Annotated in this window: 20 protein-coding genes and 3 pseudogenes; 8 read left to right on the forward strand and 15 right to left on the reverse strand. The window is 66.9% G+C overall.

The window, feature by feature from the left end:
* Window positions 1-120: 120 nt before the first annotated feature.
* On the forward strand, window positions 121-522 hold the full coding sequence (locus tag ACFQ6X_RS21060) for a DUF6896 domain-containing protein (protein ID WP_383183519.1): 402 nt from the start codon (window positions 121-123) through the stop codon (window positions 520-522).
* 46 nt (window positions 523-568) lie between these two features.
* Here ACFQ6X_RS21060 and ACFQ6X_RS21065 read toward each other — a convergent pair.
* The 4 genes and pseudogenes from ACFQ6X_RS21065 to ACFQ6X_RS21080 all read right to left on the reverse strand — a co-directional run.
* Window positions 569-652: pseudogene (locus ACFQ6X_RS21065) on the reverse strand (IS5/IS1182 family transposase); the annotation flags it as partial.
* Window positions 653-950: 298 nt separating this feature from the next.
* Entirely contained in the window at window positions 951-1,610 is a 660-nt protein-coding gene (locus tag ACFQ6X_RS21070; protein WP_383183731.1) for an NADPH-dependent F420 reductase, read from the reverse strand.
* A gap of 77 nt (window positions 1,611-1,687) precedes the next feature.
* The gene (locus tag ACFQ6X_RS21075; protein WP_383183521.1) at window positions 1,688-2,623 is read right to left on the reverse strand and encodes an SDR family oxidoreductase; all 936 of its coding nucleotides are present in this window, start codon (window positions 2,621-2,623) and stop codon (window positions 1,688-1,690) included.
* A 90-nt stretch (window positions 2,624-2,713) separates the two neighbouring features.
* Window positions 2,714-3,346 (reverse strand): NADPH-dependent F420 reductase, encoded by a 633-nt coding sequence (locus ACFQ6X_RS21080; RefSeq protein ID WP_383183523.1) that lies wholly within the window; start codon window positions 3,344-3,346, stop codon window positions 2,714-2,716.
* Between the two features lie 182 nt (window positions 3,347-3,528).
* On the opposite strand from ACFQ6X_RS21080, the gene ACFQ6X_RS21085 reads away from it, so the two are divergent.
* Window positions 3,529-4,440, forward strand: coding sequence for a LysR family transcriptional regulator (locus tag ACFQ6X_RS21085; RefSeq protein ID WP_383183525.1), 912 nt, complete (start codon window positions 3,529-3,531; stop codon window positions 4,438-4,440).
* A gap of 387 nt (window positions 4,441-4,827) precedes the next feature.
* Here the strand turns inward: ACFQ6X_RS21085 and ACFQ6X_RS21090 are convergent, their stop codons facing one another.
* The 5 genes from ACFQ6X_RS21090 to ACFQ6X_RS21110 all read right to left on the reverse strand — a co-directional run bounded on the left by ACFQ6X_RS21090 (window position 4,828) and on the right by ACFQ6X_RS21110 (window position 8,738).
* Entirely contained in the window at window positions 4,828-5,301 is a 474-nt protein-coding gene (locus ACFQ6X_RS21090) for a hypothetical protein (protein WP_383183527.1), read from the reverse strand.
* Complete coding sequence (locus ACFQ6X_RS21095; RefSeq protein ID WP_383183733.1) at window positions 5,298-5,930, reverse strand: transposase; 633 nt, start codon at window positions 5,928-5,930, stop codon at window positions 5,298-5,300. Before ACFQ6X_RS21095 ends, ACFQ6X_RS21090 begins: the two co-directional genes overlap by 4 nt.
* Before the next feature lie 220 nt (window positions 5,931-6,150).
* Complete coding sequence (locus tag ACFQ6X_RS21100) at window positions 6,151-6,522, reverse strand: fic family toxin-antitoxin system, toxin component (RefSeq protein ID WP_383183735.1); 372 nt, start codon at window positions 6,520-6,522, stop codon at window positions 6,151-6,153.
* Between the two features lie 2 nt (window positions 6,523-6,524).
* Window positions 6,525-6,788: a hypothetical protein gene (locus tag ACFQ6X_RS21105; protein ID WP_383183529.1), complete on the reverse strand. Its 264-nt coding sequence runs from the start codon at window positions 6,786-6,788 to the stop codon at window positions 6,525-6,527.
* Between the two features lie 909 nt (window positions 6,789-7,697).
* The gene (locus ACFQ6X_RS21110) at window positions 7,698-8,738 is read right to left on the reverse strand and encodes an NAD(P)-dependent alcohol dehydrogenase (RefSeq protein WP_383183531.1); all 1,041 of its coding nucleotides are present in this window, start codon (window positions 8,736-8,738) and stop codon (window positions 7,698-7,700) included.
* Between the two features lie 94 nt (window positions 8,739-8,832).
* Between ACFQ6X_RS21110 and ACFQ6X_RS21115 the strand changes: the two genes are divergently transcribed.
* From ACFQ6X_RS21115 to ACFQ6X_RS21125, 3 genes are all read left to right on the forward strand, one after another.
* Window positions 8,833-9,438: a TetR family transcriptional regulator gene (locus ACFQ6X_RS21115; protein ID WP_383183533.1), complete on the forward strand. Its 606-nt coding sequence runs from the start codon at window positions 8,833-8,835 to the stop codon at window positions 9,436-9,438.
* A 231-nt stretch (window positions 9,439-9,669) separates the two neighbouring features.
* Window positions 9,670-10,194 carry a hypothetical protein gene (locus tag ACFQ6X_RS21120; protein ID WP_383183535.1) on the forward strand — a complete coding sequence of 175 codons (525 nt, stop codon included), beginning with the start codon at window positions 9,670-9,672 and terminating at the stop codon, window positions 10,192-10,194.
* Window positions 10,195-10,337: 143 nt separating this feature from the next.
* Window positions 10,338-10,460, forward strand: coding sequence for a hypothetical protein (locus ACFQ6X_RS21125; RefSeq protein ID WP_383183538.1), 123 nt, complete (start codon window positions 10,338-10,340; stop codon window positions 10,458-10,460).
* 14 nt (window positions 10,461-10,474) lie between these two features.
* Here ACFQ6X_RS21125 and ACFQ6X_RS21130 read toward each other — a convergent pair whose 3' ends face one another.
* Complete coding sequence (locus tag ACFQ6X_RS21130; protein ID WP_383183539.1) at window positions 10,475-11,164, reverse strand: DUF6882 domain-containing protein; 690 nt, start codon at window positions 11,162-11,164, stop codon at window positions 10,475-10,477.
* A gap of 541 nt (window positions 11,165-11,705) precedes the next feature.
* On the opposite strand from ACFQ6X_RS21130, the pseudogene ACFQ6X_RS21135 reads away from it, so the two are divergent.
* Window positions 11,706-11,944: pseudogene (locus ACFQ6X_RS21135) on the forward strand (ATP-binding protein); the annotation flags it as partial.
* A 61-nt stretch (window positions 11,945-12,005) separates the two neighbouring features.
* Here the strand turns inward: ACFQ6X_RS21135 and ACFQ6X_RS21140 are convergent.
* Window positions 12,006-12,572, reverse strand: coding sequence for a hypothetical protein (locus tag ACFQ6X_RS21140; protein ID WP_383183541.1), 567 nt, complete (start codon window positions 12,570-12,572; stop codon window positions 12,006-12,008).
* Between the two features lie 484 nt (window positions 12,573-13,056).
* Between ACFQ6X_RS21140 and ACFQ6X_RS21145 the strand changes: the two genes are divergently transcribed.
* Complete coding sequence (locus ACFQ6X_RS21145) at window positions 13,057-13,497, forward strand: hypothetical protein (RefSeq protein WP_383183543.1); 441 nt, start codon at window positions 13,057-13,059, stop codon at window positions 13,495-13,497.
* Window positions 13,498-14,410: 913 nt separating this feature from the next.
* Here ACFQ6X_RS21145 and ACFQ6X_RS21150 read toward each other — a convergent pair.
* Together ACFQ6X_RS21150 and ACFQ6X_RS21155 are read right to left on the reverse strand one after the other, a co-directional pair.
* Window positions 14,411-14,911, reverse strand: a complete 501-nt coding sequence (locus tag ACFQ6X_RS21150) for a GNAT family N-acetyltransferase (protein ID WP_383183545.1) — start codon at window positions 14,909-14,911, stop codon at window positions 14,411-14,413.
* A gap of 257 nt (window positions 14,912-15,168) precedes the next feature.
* Window positions 15,169-15,534, reverse strand: a complete 366-nt coding sequence (locus ACFQ6X_RS21155) for a hypothetical protein (RefSeq protein ID WP_383183547.1) — start codon at window positions 15,532-15,534, stop codon at window positions 15,169-15,171.
* Window positions 15,535-15,897: 363 nt separating this feature from the next.
* Between ACFQ6X_RS21155 and ACFQ6X_RS21160 the strand changes: the two are divergent.
* Window positions 15,898-16,182 (forward strand): annotated as a pseudogene (locus ACFQ6X_RS21160) (diadenosine tetraphosphate hydrolase); the annotation flags it as partial.
* A 53-nt stretch (window positions 16,183-16,235) separates the two neighbouring features.
* Here the strand turns inward: ACFQ6X_RS21160 and ACFQ6X_RS21165 are convergent.
* Complete coding sequence (locus tag ACFQ6X_RS21165) at window positions 16,236-17,003, reverse strand: transposase (RefSeq protein WP_383183549.1); 768 nt, start codon at window positions 17,001-17,003, stop codon at window positions 16,236-16,238.
* Window positions 17,004-17,043: 40 nt separating this feature from the next.
* The gene (locus ACFQ6X_RS21170; protein ID WP_383183551.1) at window positions 17,044-17,391 is read right to left on the reverse strand and encodes a hypothetical protein; all 348 of its coding nucleotides are present in this window, start codon (window positions 17,389-17,391) and stop codon (window positions 17,044-17,046) included.
* Window positions 17,392-17,565: the final 174 nt, after the last annotated feature.

Below are 17,565 nucleotides of genomic sequence, written 5' to 3' on the forward strand. Positions count from 1 at the left end.
GAGTGGGCCGACGTCGCTCGGTGGGTCGTCCAACTGATCGTTTCAGAATGCCGTCCTGCGGAGACGCTGGCGGCCCATGAAACAATCCCCGCAGCCACGGGCTCAGGGGGATGACGACGTATGGAACGGGTCGGGGCTGCGCAAGACCTCGTCCTCGGTTACGTCCACGCTCTGAACGCGATTGACGAGGCCATGAGGGTGGCGATCCCCTCGCTTGAGCGCCTGGCAGATATCCTTGGCCTGGCCCGCTCGCGCCTGATCAGCCGGAGTGGGCACATCGGTACCTACTCCTACACGGTCCATGGGGCGGGATGCCGATTCGTCAGCGGCAACGGCACTGAGGTCGATGTGGACTTCGCAGCCGACGGGAGCGAAGTCTTCGACCTCTGGCGGCTGCGCTGGTACGGGCTGAGCCTGCCGGAGCCTCTTGACGTCACGGATGAGGACCTGCGGTCCGCAGTGCAGTCACTGCAGCCGCTTCTGGCCGAGGTGCAGCCGGGATGGTTCAGCGTAGCCAGCTGACCGCTTCAGGGTGAGGTTCGGATGCGTCGGAGGCTGCAAGGAGCTGGGTTACGGCGAGTGGGGCGCCGTGTCGGTCAATGATCAGGTGGTGCTTCGAACCGGGGCGGGCGCGGTCGACAGGTGAGGGGCCGCAGGACCTCACAGAGGGTCCGCGCCCAGGCGCAGCTCCTGGCCCGGATCGTCCAGGTCCTGGAGATCGACAACCACCGGCGCAAGGAGGCCAACACGAATCTGCGCGGGCAGTTGGCCGTACAGGGAGCGGTTCGCGACCTTGACCCAGCGACGTCGAACCTGAGTCCGTGCGACGAGGCGCAGGGGCAAACCTTCGCTGGATTCTACGCCTTTGCGTGCGAAATATGCCCCCGCCCGGTATCCCCGGGCGGGGGCCGGCGCGGCCGGACCACATTGCGGTCCGCGCCAATTGACGGTTACCGCGTTGCGGTGGCCAGTGCGGCGCGGATGGCGTCCTCGCCGACCGGCTGGCCCTTCTCGTTCGAGTACGGCCCGTACGGTGTTCCCCACACCGGCGTGCCCGTCGCCTGCCGCCAGCTGTCGGCCAGCGTTCCCGTGTCTACCACGCTGTAGCCGATGGAGTCGATGAATGCGGTCACCGCCGCCTTCGCCGGTGCGGAGTCCCCGGCGATCGGCAAGTAGGAGCGGTCGGCCGCACCTGCCGGGCGGTCGAGTGACAGCAGGTGCTTGAAGTAGATGTTGTTGAACGCCTTTACGAGCAGGGCGTCCGGGACGTACCGCAGAAGCAACTCGCTTGAGGTGAGGGACTTGCTGTCGAGCTCGGGTATGTGCCCGTCACGCTCGGGGCCGTAGTTGCAGGTGTCGATGACCGTCTTCCCGGCGAGTGGCGCGGCGGGCACATGGGGGAAGGCTCTGACCGGCACCGTGACCACGACGATGTCACCGGCCGCCGCGGCCGCTTCGCTCGTCGCCGCGGACGCCCGCGGCCCCAGTTCCTCGGCCATGTCCGCGAGCGTTTCGGGACCGCGCGAGTTGCTGAGCACCACTTGGTGCCCGGCCCCGACAGCGAGTCGCGCGAGGGTCTTGCCGATGTTTCCGCTTCCGATGATTGCCACAGTCGTCACAGTCTCAACGTCCTTCAGTAGAAACGAACTTGCCGGTTGCCGGGCTTTTTCGATCCGGGTTCCCGCCGTCAGCCGACGGGGAAGTAGTGGCCGTTGTCCAGATCGGCGAGCAGGCCGGGCCGGGCGGGTTCCCAGCCGAGGGCCCGGCGGGTGATGAGGTTGGACGCCGGGTAGCTCTGCGTGACGATATTCGTGAGGAACCCGAAGTACCCCGGCGTCATCAGGGCATCGTCGGGAACGCTCACGGCGGGCAGGCCCAGGCGGCCGGCGATGGCCTCGGCGATGTCGCGGAACGTGATACCCCCGTCCTCTACCGCGTGCCAGTATTTGCCGGCCGGCCCCTTCTCCAGCGCGAGGCGGAACAAGGTGGCGGCATCGTGGATGTGCACGGCGTTCCACAGGTTCGCGCCGTCGCCGTGGTAGCCGACGAACCCCTTTTCCTTCGCAAGCGCGATCAGCGTGGGGAGGAAGCCGGCACGGTCGGTCGCGCTGTGCGCGATGTTGGCGATCCGGACGACCGAAGACCGCACCCCCTGCTCGGCGAGGTCGACAACGGACCTTTCCACGACGTTGCGGACCCGCAGGGTGCCCTTGTGCTCCTCGCCGACGGGGAGGGCCGGGTCCATCTCGGTGGCCGGCCGCTCCAGGTTCCCGGGCGAGCCCATGCTCCCAGCCGTGACCAGCGGCTTTCCGGTTCCCGCGAGTGCCTCGCCGTACGCGAGCATGATCGGGAGCTCCGCAGCGGCGACGGCGTCCATCCCTCCGGAGGGCAGCAGATCCTGCCTGTGGGCGACATGGATGACGCCATCCGAGCCCGAGGCTGCCTCCTTGAGCCCGTCGAGATCCTGAAGGTCGCCGCGACGCACCTTCGCGCCGAGCGCGGACAGGGTCGCCGCGGAAGCCTCCGACCGGGCCAGGCCGGTGACCTCGTGCCCGGCAGCTATGAGTTCGGGGATGATATACGAACCGGAATGACCGGTCCCCCCGGCAACGAATACACGCATTTAATTTCCCTTGCGAGGGTAAGTGCAGGATCTTCCCGTGCCCATAGGGCAACTGGCGTAATGCAGCACGAGGTATTGGTATGGGTTCGCTCAGCCGAGAAAGCTGATACCGAGGGAGAAAATGACGTGCTTGACGGAGTGGTTCATGATGCCCAGCTCCAGCAGACCGACGTTCTCCAGTGCCCGCGCCATGAACAGTTCCCCGGTGTCCCAGGGACGCAGCCCCAGGCTCTCGACGAACGCCGACACGCGTGCCTTCGCCTGCGCGTCGTCGCCGGCGATGAACACGTCCAGAGGACGGCCCTCGACCCGGCCAGCCGCCAGAACGTGGGAGAACACGGTGTTGAACGCCTTGACGACATGCGCGTCATCGGGAGCCGCCTTGGCGATCTCCTGTGCGCCGGAACTGTCGTCGGGGACGACGAAGCCCTGCATGTCGGGGGCTACGGGGTTGGTGATGTCGACGATGATCTTGCCGCGCAGCGCGTCCCCGTACTCCCTCACAACCGCCGCCGCGCCGGCGTACGGCGCGGCGAGGATCACGATGTTCCCGTTCGGGGCGGCCCCGAACCGCCCGACCGTGGCGCCGCCGAGCGTGGTGGCCAATTCCTTGGCCTTCGCCTGGTCGCGGCCGATGATCTCGACGGTGTTGCCGCCGGCCAGCGCCCGGCCGGCCAGAGCACGGGCCATGTTTCCCGGTCCGATTATGCTGATGCCGCTCATCGGTGTTCCTGCTTTCCGGGCTTTGGCCCTGCTCTCACATTCCAATGTCGAATTTCTGTGCCGAATTCACTTGGCCGCCCTTAAGCGCCTGGTTTTATGCTGCCATCTGGCCCGAGTGGCGTCCAAGACCTATTGAAGCCGTGGTGATACCCTGGAGGTATCACCACGGCCAGGGGGGTTATATGGATCTGGATCTGCGCAAACTGCGTTACTTCGTCACCGTGGCCGAACGGCTGCATTTCGGCCGCGCCGCCGATGAGCTTCACATCGCACAACCGGTGCTCAGCCGGCAGATCCGCGCGCTCGAGCATGATCTCGGCGCCTCGCTGTTCACCAGGGATCGCCACGGCGTGGAGCTGACAGATGCGGGCCGGCAACTGCTGGCCGATGCCGGCCCACTGCTCGCCTCCACCCACGCGGTACGCCGCCGGGTGTCTGCGGCCGCCAGTGGCAAGCGGCGGCTCATGGTCGGTTTCCGGGCTGGCATTGCGGTCATCCCTGCGGCCCGTGCGTTCGAGGACCGGCACCCGGACGTGTTCGTGGACGTGCAGCGGATCGAAGGGGACGACCAGGCTGCGATGCTGCTCGACGGCCGCATCGACGTCGGCTATGTACGGCTGCCCATCGACGAGGCCGGCCTGCGCGTCACCCCGCTGTACACCGAGCCGCGGGTAGCGGTATTGCCCGCCGGACACCGGTTTGCCGGCAAGCAGGAGGTCACGGAAGCCGACCTGGCCGGCGAAACGCTGGTCTGGAACGGTGCCCCGAGCACGCAGCCCACCAAGCGCCCGCTCCTCAATGCTGGGTACTCGGTGCGCGGGGTGGACGAGACGCTCGAGCATGTCGCGGCCGGACGGGGTATCTCCTTCCTGGCCCGTTCGGCGTCCGTGTTCTACTCGCATCCGGACGTCGTCTATGTGCCCATCCCGGATCTGGCGCCCGACCAGGTGTGCCTCGCGGTGGCGGCATCGCACACCTCACCGGTGGTGGATGACTTCGTCACTGCGGCTCAGTCGACGGCCGAGATCACGGCAGAATGCGGGAACTATGAGATGTGGCAGCTTGGAGGCGATCCCGTCTCAAGGCACGCTTGAGCAGTTCGACCGGCCCCCGTTCATCATGCGCTGAAGAGTGAAGTGGTCTGACGCAGTGGTGCTGTTGCGGCTGACCGCCGAGCTGGTTCCGTTCTTCGGCCAGCAGTTGTCCGAGGTGCCCCGAAGCACCTGAGACCGACCGGAAGTACGTCTGCGGACGCGGCTCAGGTCGGCTGCCACGCTGTTGGCATTCGTTTCGGGCTGGCGTGGCCCAGATGGGCCCGCTCACTGACGAGCAGCGTGGACGGTTGGGAGGCCCTGAAGATGCGGGTGGCCGTCTGTTCAACCCGCCGCGCGCCGGCGCCCTGGGCCGGAATGACGTCCTCGAATTCCTGAAGCCCGTCGCCGGTCTCCCCCGTAAGGATTCGTCAAGACCTGTGGATCAGGTCAGTTGGGCAGGTTCCGGAGCCGATGGTTCGCTGCGTTTCGGACGCGGCGGGTTCGTCCGCGTTCGGCCAGCAGCCTGAGGGCCTCGGGGGAGGTCACGATCTGCATGGTTGCGGCCGTGCGTTGGAACCAGTCGGATGCGGTGGTGATCTCATCGTCGGCCCACGATTTGCCCAGCGCGATGTTTCTGAGCAGGGTCCACTCGTGCAAGCGACCGGTGAGGAAGTCGCGCTCCGCGATCACCTCCGTCATGGTCCGGGCCCAGGCCGTGAACCGGGGGTCGGTCAGCAAGTCGGTGACCCGGCGGTCCAGATGGCGGCCCACCGCACTGTCCGCCATCGTTGCGTCCTCATCACTCAGGACGGCAGCCACCAGGCCGGCCTCCTCCGTCTCGGCGACGGCCTCCAGAGCCTGCAGGTAGTTGGCGAAGCGCCGGTGCTCGGCGGGCTCCTCGTTGAAGTGAGGGCTGATCATGCCGCGATCCCTTCTGGCCGCTCAACCAGTTGGTCCCGCTCGAAGTGGGCACCCGCCCGGACCAGGACAACGAGGTGGGGTGCGTTGACCGGGCGCCAGCGGGCCTGTGCGGATTCGATCAGCTTGAACACCATGCTCAGCGCGGCGGCCCGGCTGCCCGGCGCCTTCGGTGACCTTGGTTCGCAGCCCAACAGTGGCGAAGGTCGACTCGAGGGGGTTCGTGGTCCGCAGATGGGACCAATACTCAGCGGGAGAATCGACAAAGCGCCAGGAGTTCGTCCTTGTCGTCGGTGATCCACTTGATGACCTTGGGGCACTTCGCCCCGTACTGTTTTGGCGAACGTGGCGACAGCTTTGACCTCGTGCTCCTCGTCCTCGGCGTTGTAGATCTCTTGGACCGCGCGCTTGGCGGCCGGCTGGGCCGACTTCGGCAGGGCGTCCAGGACGTTGGCGGTCTTGTGGGCCCAGCACCACTGGTGGCGGGTGTCGGGGAAAGCTCGTGCAGTGCATGCCAGAAGCCGAGCGCGCCGTCGCCGACTGCCAAAACCGGGCTCGCATCCCCCGGTGAAAGCAGGAGCAGTCCCGCAGTAGCCCTGCCCATGCCTCGGGCGACTCGCGGTAGCCGTCAGTCACTGCGGTCAGCTCCTTCGTGCCGTCCGCGCGCACCCATCAGCACCAGCACGGCGGCCTTCGCCTCTTCCAGGCGGAGGCAGGTGGACACCGTCGGCCCAGACATAGACGTAGTCGGTGGCAGATAGGTCAGGGTCCATGGCGCACTTCTACCTCGAAGTGCGCGCCGCGGCATCCTCCCTGCAGTAAGGGTGCGACGCCTGACCGACACTGGCCGCGTCAGCCCTGCCAGGTGCGCAACTGCTCGGTGATGCTCGCCGCGGTGCAGCGGGGGTTGTAGAGCTCTTGAGCCAGGGCGGCGAGTTGGTCGCGGTCCGGGTCGGCGGGGATACCGCTGGCGTTGAGGTACATGACCGCCACGGCGCAGGCGACGGTGAGGTTGGAGCGCTCCAGCCAGCGGCAGCGGCCCAGGGTGTGGACGAGGGCGGCGGCGCGGGCGTAGGCGCCGCCGTAAACGGGCTGCTCGAGGAGCTCCGCGCGGTGGCGGGCGACGGCAGCGAGCGGGACACCGAGGTCGTCGGGCGCGGGGTCGTGCTTGCCTGCCCGCTCGGCGACTTCGAGGATCCAGGACAGGTCGACGTGCAGGGACATGCTCACGCAGCGGCGTCCCGGTTCTGCGCGGCCGGGGTGTGCTGCGCGTCGAGGTCGGCCTCCAGGTCGTCGAGGAAGGCGCTCTGGGTGTCGATCAGGCGCTGGGCTGCGGCCATGCCGGCCGAGCGGGCACCAGTGGTGTCCTCGGAGATAAGGCGCTCCACGTATTTGTTGAAGTCCAGGCCCCGGGCAGCGGCGGCGCCCTTGCCGGCGGCGAGAACGTCGGGGGCCAGCCGGAGCTGGGTCTGCTTCTTGTCGCTGCTCATATCACCAAAGGTAGCAGGGTGGTAGCACTCGCGGGGCTGGCAGCGCTGGACCGCACGGCCCGCCTCGGAATCCATCCCGTTCGGATACGGAAAGGCGTGGAAGGCAAAGAAGGCCCGGCCCCGATGCCGTCACTCACCAGGTCCGGCCTTGGCTTGCGGGTCAAGTACAGGATTGGGCAGTGGTCTCAGCAGCGGCCACTCCAGCGCGCTGGTGCTCGAGGTCGTCGTGCCGCTCCTGAAGCTGGCCCAGGGCAAGAGGGTCGGTGGCGAGGGTGGTCAGCAGCTCCCGGATGTACTGTTCGCCCGCATGGAAGCCTGCGTGCCAGCGGCACAGGTCTTGCGCCTCCGAGCAGGCTCCGCAGTCCTCCCAGCAGGCGCTGTAGGGAGCAGTCTCCGGGACAGGGCCGGCCTCGGTGGTGACGGCCGGGACGCAGCTGATGTCGTCGGGGCGCTGGTTGCTCCCGGGGCGCTTCCCGAGCCAGCACCTCAGCCACAGCCAGCGGGTCCGCCACCTCCACCCACTCGGCGTCCAGCCTCGCACGGCCCGCAACAATGCCCTCGTCGAGCTCGCCTACGAGCTGCGCGCAGTCGACTGCTCGGCATCCGCCAGAAACTCCGCCGACGCCTGGAAGCCCATCCGCGGGCAGGACAACGCCTGCGCAGCAGAGGCAGCCAGCCGCCCCTGTGGTGCGGGCATGGCCTTCCCGTCGCCCCACCGAGTTGGACAGCCGGGTCAGAGGCGCTTCCGCTGAGCGCGACCTGATTCTGAGAGCCGATCAGCTTCTTGGTGGTCTCCCCCAGCCCAATTTGATCTTGCTCGGGCAAAGGGTCGCTGGTGAGAGGGCCGAGTGCCAGGCCATGCGCGCGCCGTTGTCCGGTACGCATGCCATGGCCCGGCCAACTGTCTCCTCAGTCCAGGTCGGACATGTCGAGCACGAAGCGGTAGCGGACGTCGTTTCGCCGGAGGCGGTCGAGTGCAGTGTCCACCTGTGACGACGGGAGTACTTCGATGTCGGCGGCGATGCTGTTGTCGGCGCAGAATTGGAGCATCTCGGCCGTCGCCAGGCGGCCTCCGCTGCCCGCGGAACTGAGCTTCTTGCGGCCGATGAGCAGGTCCGTGGCCTCGACGGTGACGGGTCCCAGGTACCCGAGGAGGCTGAGGGTGCCGTCCATCGCCACCAGCTTCAGATACGGGGCGAGGTCGTGGGGGGCGGAGATGGTGTCGATGACGACGTCGAAGGTGTCGCGTGCCGTGGCCATCTGCTGGGTGTCGGTGGAGGCGATGAGGTCGTGAGCGCCGAGCCTGCGGGCATCGTTGCGCTTGTCCTGGGTGCGGCTGATGACGGTCGTGGTGGCGCCGAGTGCCACGGCCATCTTGACTGCGAGGTGGCCCAGGCCGCCGAGGCCGGCCACGGCGACGCGACTTCCGGGGCCGACGCCGAGGGAGCGCAGGGGTTCCCAGACGGTGATGCCGGCGCACATCAGCGGGGCGGCTGCGGCCGGGTCGAGGCCGGAGGGGAGCGGGTAGGCGAAGGCGTCGCGCACGACGTACTCGCGGGAGTAGCCGCCCAGGGTGGTCGACCCGTCCTGTCGGTCGGTGCCGCCGTAGGTAAGAGTCGGGAAGGAGTGGCAGAAATTCTCCTGTCCGGCTTCGCACATGGCGCACACGCCGCAGGAGTCGACGATGTTGCCCACCGCGACGCGGTCGCCGACCGAGAAGGTCGTCACCTCGGGGCCGGTCCCGGCCACCACGCCGGTGAATTCGTGACCGGGCACCAGGGGCGCTTTCGCGTGCTGGTCGTAGGCGCGCAGGGCGTGCAGGTCGGTGTGGCACACGCCGCAGTAGTCGACCTGCACCGCGATGTCATCCGGGCGCAGCTCACGGCGCTCCAGCGACGCGCGCCGCAGTGCCGTCGGGCCGGTTGCCTGCCATCCGTCGGTCGTTCGCATACGTGACTCCTTAAACAGACCGTTCTGTCTGTTGCAGAGTAGGTGCGACCGCACCCCAAGGCAAACCAACTGTTCTGTTTGGTAGAGTGCGGGCATGCCGGAACAGCCCCAGACCTCGCGAGGCGCCGCGACCTATCAGCGCATCCTGGACGCCGCCACCGAAGAGTTCACCCAGCACGGCATCGCCGGGGCCCGCATCGAACGCATCGTGACGGCAGCGCGCACCAACAAGGCACAGCTCTACGCCTACTTCGGCGACAAGGAGCGACTTTTCGACGCGATCTTCCTCAGCTCGCTGGAGCGCATCACCAACGTGGTGCCCATCGACGCCGACGATCTCGCGGAGTGGTCCGTCCGTCTCTACGACGAGTACCTGCGCCGCCCCGACCTCATCCGGCTGGCGACCTGGACACGACTGGAGCGTCGGCCTGCCGGGCACCTCGTCGAGACCCACCAGCACTACGACGACCGCAAGCTCACGGCCATCGCCGAGGCCCAGGCCACCGGGCGGGTCCGCGCAGGCGACCCGTTCGACATCATGGCCATGGTCATCGCCATGTCCATGGCCTGGTCACCGGTCAGCAACGTATATGCGGCCAGCAGCCAAGAACCCGATGACGTACACAACCAGCGCCGCGCTCTGCTCCGCGACTGCGTCCACAACGCCACCGCCGGCAAAGGCGATGCATCCCCCTCATGACTGCCACCAACACCCCTGGCGACACTCACACATGTTGCCTGGGCCCCAACCAGGACCGGAGCCCAGGTCTCACACCGGAACTGCGGCTGCTTCCCCTGTGAGGTGCGCGGGCCGGGACCGTCGCCCGGATGGACAGGGCCGGGTCGAGGCGGCTGGTCACCCGGTCTGTGAACGTGACAGCGCCCTACGTACGCTTGCACCATATCCACACGTGTAAGCGGGGGTTGAATCGTGAAGACACGCCATGTCCGTGCGATCGCTGTTCTCGGCATCGTCCTGATCACGCTGACCGGTGCGCGTGGCTCGCGCGGTGGCGGCTGCGACAACGATCACAGCTCAGGTTCCAGCAGTTCCAGCGGCGGCGGCCACTACGACGACGACACGGACGGCAGTTCTGTCTCCGGCGGCGAAGACACCGTGGAGAGCCCCACCGCCGGGTCCGCGACCGGCCCCGTCGATGCCATGACGGACGTCGAGTTCAAGTACTGCTCCATCGACTCGGCGGCCGCGCAACTGCAGGGGCATCTGTACATCACCAACTCGGCCACGACGGACCAGACTTACGACATCACCGTGCAGTTCGACGGCGACAGCTCAAGTGTGGCACCGGTCGTCAGGACGATCGACGACATAACGGTCGCCGCCTTCAACAACTACACCATGGATGTGGAAGCCCCCTACGTCGGCTCCGGCAAGGAGAACGACAGCAGGGGCTGCAAGGTCACCCGCGCGACCCGCACCACGAACGTCTCCTAGTGGTAGAAGGCCGATGAAGGTGTTGGGTTCTGGCGCCACCGCCGACTCGGTGGCGCCAGACTCGTTGGTGTGGCGATGGTGGAACACAGCGGTCTCCCGCCCAGGCTCCGATTACTGTTCGCGCGAATGCTGAGGTTTCCCGCTTGACCAAAGTCATAGGGCGGCCCCGGGTCATCCTCTGCCACCTCCGCGACCGCGAATCCGGCAAGGCCGTCCCCATCGCCTTGGTCGGACACGTCCTCACCCAGGAACTCACGCCGGGCTGAACGGACGGTTCGGGTCAGCCGCTGACCGTGAGCCGGATGTTACCGATCCGCCCCATCCGGTCGAAGGAGACAACGGCGGCGTCACCGGTCGGCAGATCGGCGATCAGCTGGTCCCCTTCCACGCGCTGCGGCACCCCGTGGTGCTCGAAGTACCCCGTGACGGCCTGTCGTGGCGAACGCCCGATGAGCGAGACCCCGGCCATGAGCACGCGCGGCAGGGCGACCGGATCGAGCTCGGCGCTCGGCACCTTCGGGTCGTCGGGCAGGAAGTACACCTGGGTACCGGGCCCTGCGGGCTGTCCGATGTACCCGGGAGCGTTGGCCACCCCCATCCCCGCGAAGGCCAGCATCTCGGCGGCCCGCCGAGGATCGTCGAACCCGGAAAGATCGAGTTCCTCAGCGGTGAACTCAGGAATCCCGTGCGCCTGCCCGTACCGTGCCACCGCAGCGGACAACGCCACGACCTCACTCCCGCCGAGCCCCGGATTTGCCCAGCCCCACAGCCAGGAACCCCCCTCCATGTCGTACGTCCCAAGGACACCGACCCGTAGCTGAACCTCTCCTTGCTGGTACGAACATGTCGGCAGGTCCGCGCTCCACGGCGCCTCGGGCAGGAACTCCATGAGCGCCTCGAGCTGCGCGGCGCCCCAGACGGAGTGCCTTTCCGCCTCGAGCAGGAACTGGTCGCTGAATCCGTTTGTCATGATCACGAGCGTAGGGGGCGAGACCCAACGACAGGTAGCCCGGGCCCTGTTCCCCCGCCGATACCTTCTTCGTGGCTCCGCAACGGGGCCTCCGGCCTTCGGGTCGACCACGACTCCCCCTTGCTGTTCGTGATCCGGCGGATGTGGTGTCACCTGACCGGCGGCTCTGCCAGGAGAACGACTCGAGCAGCTTCGACATCGAAGCCGAGGACCGGACATCTTGCGAGGACCTCACCGCCCTGCGGACTCATCGTCTCCGGCAAGGAAGAACACGGGATTGGCAGGTCCCTCACATCCCCTCCAAAACAATGGAGTTGCTCCACAGCCTCTGGCCGAAGGAACCGACGCCCGCCTGCTCCCCCGAAGGCGGACGACGGCACGACTTTCGTACACGCGTGTTCTGGCGGGCACCCCGTGGATGTACGGGTTGCTGAGAGATGCGACCGCTTCTGAAATACGGAGAACCTGTAGAAGCGACTGTTCCGGTCGGGGCGGTCGCCCCTTTGCTGGACGGCGTTCGTTCCCGTCAACCGAATGAGACTTCGGTCGTGTCGATCTTTCGTGCATCGATGAGCTGGGCTATCTCAACCTTGACCGGCGGGGCGCCGGAATGCTGCTCCAGGTTCTGGCCGAGAGGGAGGAAGGGAACAGTATGGCCATCGCCTCGAACGAATCGTTCGGAGGCTGGACCAGGACCTTCACCGACCCTCGGCTCTGCGCGGCGATCGTCGACCGTCTCACCTTCACGACGCGATCATCGAGACGGGCACCGAGTCATAGCGCCTCACTCATACCAAGGCCCAGCAGAAACTCAAAGCGATCTGAACCGGGTCCGTCGAAGTCAGCCGTTCGGGGCCTCGAACGTCTGCACCACACTCCGGAAGGTTCCCTGACCGGACTGAACAGGGTTGATCAGCACCACGAAGTCCGACAGCGCTCCCGGAACGGGCCGCCCGGCCTCGTCCTGGCTGCCGGCTTCGGCCTGCCAGTCGATGAGGTGGACGACCACGCCATACCTGCCCTCGGGCACGGAGTGTTCGAGCACGCCGTCCGAGGCGTCCCCGCTGACTTCTTCGATGCCACCCACGAGCGCGCGCCCGCAGGAGACGAAGAGGTAGGGCTGGGAGGCGACCAGACAGTGGGCTGCCTCCCGCTGGGTCAATCCGGCCTGTGCGATCGCAGTTCCTGAACGGACCAGAACCCCGAATGCGCCGTCTCCACCGACGTTGAGCGGAACAAGAGCACCCGCCTGGATATGACGGGCGATGTCCAGGTCCTCCAGGAGCTCGTCCTCCCAGGTGTCGTAGTCGACGACGTTCTCGAACCGCTGCGGATTCCACAGGACGAACATTCCGGCGTCCGTGGCCACCGTCACCGGAACCTCATCAAGGGGCTGCTGAGCAGTCACTCGCTCCTCCGGTCATCTCACTGGCCGCACTCGAACCAACCAATTCTCCCAGCAACGGACACCGAACCATTTGGCGGGGCCTCGTCACACCAACACTCGGGGCCAATTCAAGCCGCCATCAGCAACGGATGCGCCCTGGTGCCGCTTCGGACCGCCCGAGGGGCTGGCTCAATCAGGTTCCGGTACTGGACGTCACCGTGCGTCCACTACAACGAGGCCGTCATCATCGCCGGTCGCCCCAGCTGACCCGGTGCTTCACCAGGCGTGGGTGACGCGTAACCGTTCACGTCCCCCAGCGATGAGCACGGGGTCCTACCGACGTCGTCGGCCAGTACGTGCTGCGGACTGCGCGGACCTGAGCCGGAGGCGTTCGGGCCTGAGCACGGCCTGGAACCGGAGTGGTGCCTCTTCCTGCACGACCTTGAGCTGAACGCGCCGGGGCCCTGGTGTGCGGGGTGGCGGCCGGGCAGGCTAGTTTGCTCGGATGAGTCTCCTTGATGATGTGGCCGAGCGCGACGGCTGGCGGTGCTGGGTGTGCGACGAAGCGGTCGACCCCAATGAGTCTGTCAACGACCCGCGGGGGCCCAGCGTCGACAGCCGGACTGCCGACCGGAAGGCCAAGGTCGCCGAGCGGCTCGCGCACCGCGGATGCAACACCCGCAAGGGCGCGGTCAAGGTGGTCATCGCCTGGCCGGACAGCCTGTACGTGGTCGAACCCGCGCCGCTGATCACCGTTGCCGGGAGGCTGGAGCGCAAGGGGGGCCGCGAGATGGTGGGCCGTTGTCCGACCAGGCGGGACGCCCAGGAGGCGGCGGACTGGCTGGTGGACCGGTTCTCCCGACTCGTACCGGGGCTGCCGGTGACCGCCGACATCGAGCCGGGCGGCGGCCAGTTCCTCGTGACCCTGTCCACCGGCCGCCGCTGACCAGGGATCACCAGCGCATCGAGCTGAACCATCGGTCCACACCGCCCTGACTTTGCACGAGCTGACCTGCAACGCTCGCCCGTGCCCAGCTACGGGTCGATGTCGCCGGTTGGAGCGGTCAGTGAGGGTCGCGGCCCGGTTGACCAGGTAGCCGCCGTGGGATCAGTCGGCGAGGCCGGTCCTGGTGGCGTCGAGGTTGTCGCGTGCCAGTGCCGCGTCCGTCAGCGCGAGGTGATCGTCGTAGGTCTGACCGCCGTACTTGCCCCGACCGCGCTCCCGCACGCGTTGCTCGTTGCCGGCAGACAGCGCTGGATCCGGTAGCGGCGCCGCGTAGCCGCAGGCCGCGAACGGCCGTGGGTTCCACAACCATGTCCAGGCGCTCCAGGACATCTGCAGTCCGCCATTTGCGGAGCAATGATCAGCGGTGCTGGGCGCTCGGCCCGAGACACCCTCGGGCAGCGCGAGCCAGGGCGCGCAACGGGAAGCTGTCGTCCGCCTCGACGTGCACTTCGGTCGGCGTGCCGGGAAGCGGGTCGGGGTCGCCGGGGCCCTGAGGAAGGCGGGTTCTTGACCGGCTGTGACGGCATCCAGCCGAACCACTCGATCCAGGCTGCCGATCGTCTGTGCAGTGCATAGAGGGTGGTTTCATCGGGCGACAAGCAGAGAGAAGTGTAGGCGCCGGATGCGGTCAGGCGGGTGCCTGGCCTCGCCGACCTCCGGCAGCGCACACATACAGCCGCCTTGACTCTCGCTCTTATCAGCGGCGGAATTTGTGTCCCCCAGCCGGAGAGAAATAGCAGGGTGCCGTCGGCAGCGAAAGCGGGAGCGAAGTTACCCTGCACGGACCGAGCACCGGCTGAGCGGTGGTGCCTCCGACGTGGCGGAGCCACGTCGGACTGACCGCAGCACGCCCCTACGGCAGGGAACGGGTGAGCCACACCAGTTCACCGCGGTCATCGGTCGAGACGTGGTCGCGCTCGAACCCAAGCTTGTCGAGAACGCGAAAGGACGGCGCGTTCCAGGCACGCACCGTCGACCAGAGGCGCTTCCGTCCAGTCGCGATCGCGCTATCGAGCACCGCGGAAGCCGCCTCGGTCGCATAGCCCTGTCCGTGCGCGCGCTGGAACAGCTCATAGGCGATCTCCGGCTCGTCAACAGAAGCCCGACCGACAGTGAGCCCGCAATACCCGATGAAGTCGCCCACATCTCGGCGGATAACGGGCAGCAGAGCAATCCCTGTCAGCGCCGACGCAGCCCGCTGATCCTCGATCATCCGCCGGTTGTCCTCGATCGATGGCATGCCACCACCCCGTTCGGCGACAAGCACGCGATGCGCGTCGATGTCGGGCTCGGTCCACCGACGCAACGTCAGCCGAGCGGTGTCGAGTTGGAGCGGCATCGGCGAATACGACATGGCGACACCCTATCGACGCCGCTCCCCAAGCCGGGGCAACTGAGGCCAGGTGGGACGGACAACTGTGTTCTGCGACGACGCGTCGTCCGCACCATCCACGGTGGGCTCGACGACGTCGACCAGGAGGCCCGGGGACCACGCCGTCCAGGACGACGATCCCGAGGGTCGCCCCGGTCCCACGTCTGGGCGGAGCGCTGCTGACCCGTCCGGCGGGCGCGGACTGTCGCCCGCCGGACCAGCATTGAACCGCGTCCTGACTACGGCTCGATGAGAATCGAGTTGATCGGCGAGAGGTCACGCCAGTAGAGCCAGTCCGGCGCGAGCTTCGGCCCGCAGTCCGTGCCGTTGCCCCCCTTGCACAGCCGCACGGTCCAGCCGTCGGTCTGGTTGTTGTAGACCCAGTGCCTGTTCTCCTGGTTGTAGAGCTTGTGGACTCCACGGGACCAGTAGATGTCGGTCGGCTTGCTGGTATCGGCGCTCTTGCCCTCGGGGTAGATGCATACGGCCCCTTCGGGGCAGTCGCTCTCGGCCGCCCCCGCCGACCCCGCACTCGCGCCCAGCAACCCGCCTGCGAGAGCGACGGCCGCGGCGCCACTCGCGAGCGCACGCTTGAAGTTGTTCATCGGATTCCCTCCGTTGCATCGCCGTACGACTCCGCATGAACCCCCCGTTGGGATGCGGATCGTCGGAACACCACCGACGCTAGGGCCGGCCCCGCTCCTCGTGGGACTCGCAATACTTAGGGAAGCCGTTTTCGCCTTGAAGAGCGCCGCTGCTCGGTGGGGGTGTGTTTCTCCGGGGAACTCGGGCTGTTCGCAGGTGAGATCGTCAGCAGGAGGCAGCCCAAGCCCTCGGCGCGCGAGGTTGATGGATGTCTTTGAAATCGGCCGGGGCCGCTTTCACCACCACTTGCTGGGTCTTCGAAGTGTGTGAGGAAGGTGGGGACCGAGGAGCCTTCCTTGATCACCAGAATGTAGGTCCTGGCCATGACTGGTGACTGGCGGATGGACCGAATCGGAACTGCGCTGAGGGGCGAGAACCCGACCGTGCTGCGACGGTTGACGTCGGGGTTCGCGGTGATCGGGGATATTCAGTTCCTGCTGGGCTACTCGGTTCTGCTCGTGGACGAGCCGGATGTGCAGCAGCTGTCGGACCTGCCGAGGACGAAGCGGCTGTCGTTCCTGTCCGACGTGGACCAGCTCGGGGAAGCGGTCGAGCGTGCCTGTAGGCGGCTGGACCCGGCTTTCCGCCGAGTCAACCTAAGGCTTGTCCCGCAATGATCACCTGAGGGACGCGAACGCCGTTGCACTGTGCATCCGTTCGCCTATCCGGTGATGTTCAGGTTGTGCATTCGCGCGATGCCGCTCATGGCGTGGTGAACGCCGTCGCCTTTGAGGCGACAGTCGCGGAGGATCATCCAGGTCTTCATCCGTGCGAAGGCGTGCTCGACTCGAGCGCGTACCTGCTTGTAGGACTTGTTGTGTGCCTGCTTCCACTCGGGCAGGTCTTCGCCGTTCCGGCGCCGGTGGGGCATCACGAGCCCGGTGCCCGGATAGCCGCCGTCGGCGATCGTAGTGGTGTTGCCGACAGCGGCTTTGGCCCCGGACTCCGCCCACGCCTTGCAGTCGTTGCGGTTGCCTGGCAAAGGCTGGCCGACCACGACAACCAGGCGGCCGTCGGCATCGATGACGACCTGATGGTTGGTGGAGTACCGGTAGTTCTTCGACTGCTCAGCAACTGTGTGATCGCGTGTGGGCACGAGGGTGCCGTCGACGATCAGGGCGGTGTCCTTGGCGAAGCGGCGTCGGGGCCGCAGGGCCAGCAGCGGGCCGAGATGGTCGATGATGCGGCCGGCTGCGGACTTGGAGACGCCGAAGAGCGGAGCGAGCCGCCGCATGGTCAGATTCGTACGCCAGTAGGTCACTACCAGCAGAATGCGATCCGACAGCTGCAGACTCCAGGGGTGTCCCCGCCGCACTTCGTCGGCACCCTCACGCCGCAACGCGGATACCAGCTTGCTGAAGCAGCGCGGGCTCATCCCCGTGAACGGCACTATCCATGACGGCTCCGACGCAGTGATCACACCCAACATGGCAGGATCATCCACTAGCCGGAGCACTACCGGGCTTGCGTCAAAGATCGGGGATCAGGCCGGGCTCGACGCCAAGCGCCACCACGTCCTTGCGGACTGTCGTCACGAACTGCGCGATCTCCGACACGAGCACATCCCAGCCAACTGGCGAGGTCCACGAGCCTGGCTCGGAGACAGAGCCGACCCGCCATCCCTCGACAGACCCCACAATCCGCACCTCGCCCACGTCGGCGTAAGACATCGAGTCGAACTCGAAGTCATCGCGGTCGCCGTCCAGCTGGCCCAGCCAACCCACTAGGTCGCGCGCCAGTTCAGCCACCGGAAACAGCCCCTCCGCCATCACCACCTGGCTGCCATCCCGGATGACCAAGTCGGCTTCGATGTCCACGAGCAGTACCTCGAGAGGTGCCGTTTCAGGACGGAGGCCACGGCGGTACAGATCCGGTATACCCACGTTTTGGTACGCGAAATTCACTGCCATTTGGCCCTCCCTGGAGTCCAAGGGCCCGCAGATCCGCCAGCCACCCAACGCGCGAATCCTACCAAGCTGCCCAATAGGGCT

This window comes from Streptomyces sp. NPDC056452, assembly GCF_042796085.1.
Classification (GTDB): Bacteria; Actinomycetota; Actinomycetes; order Streptomycetales; family Streptomycetaceae; genus Streptomyces.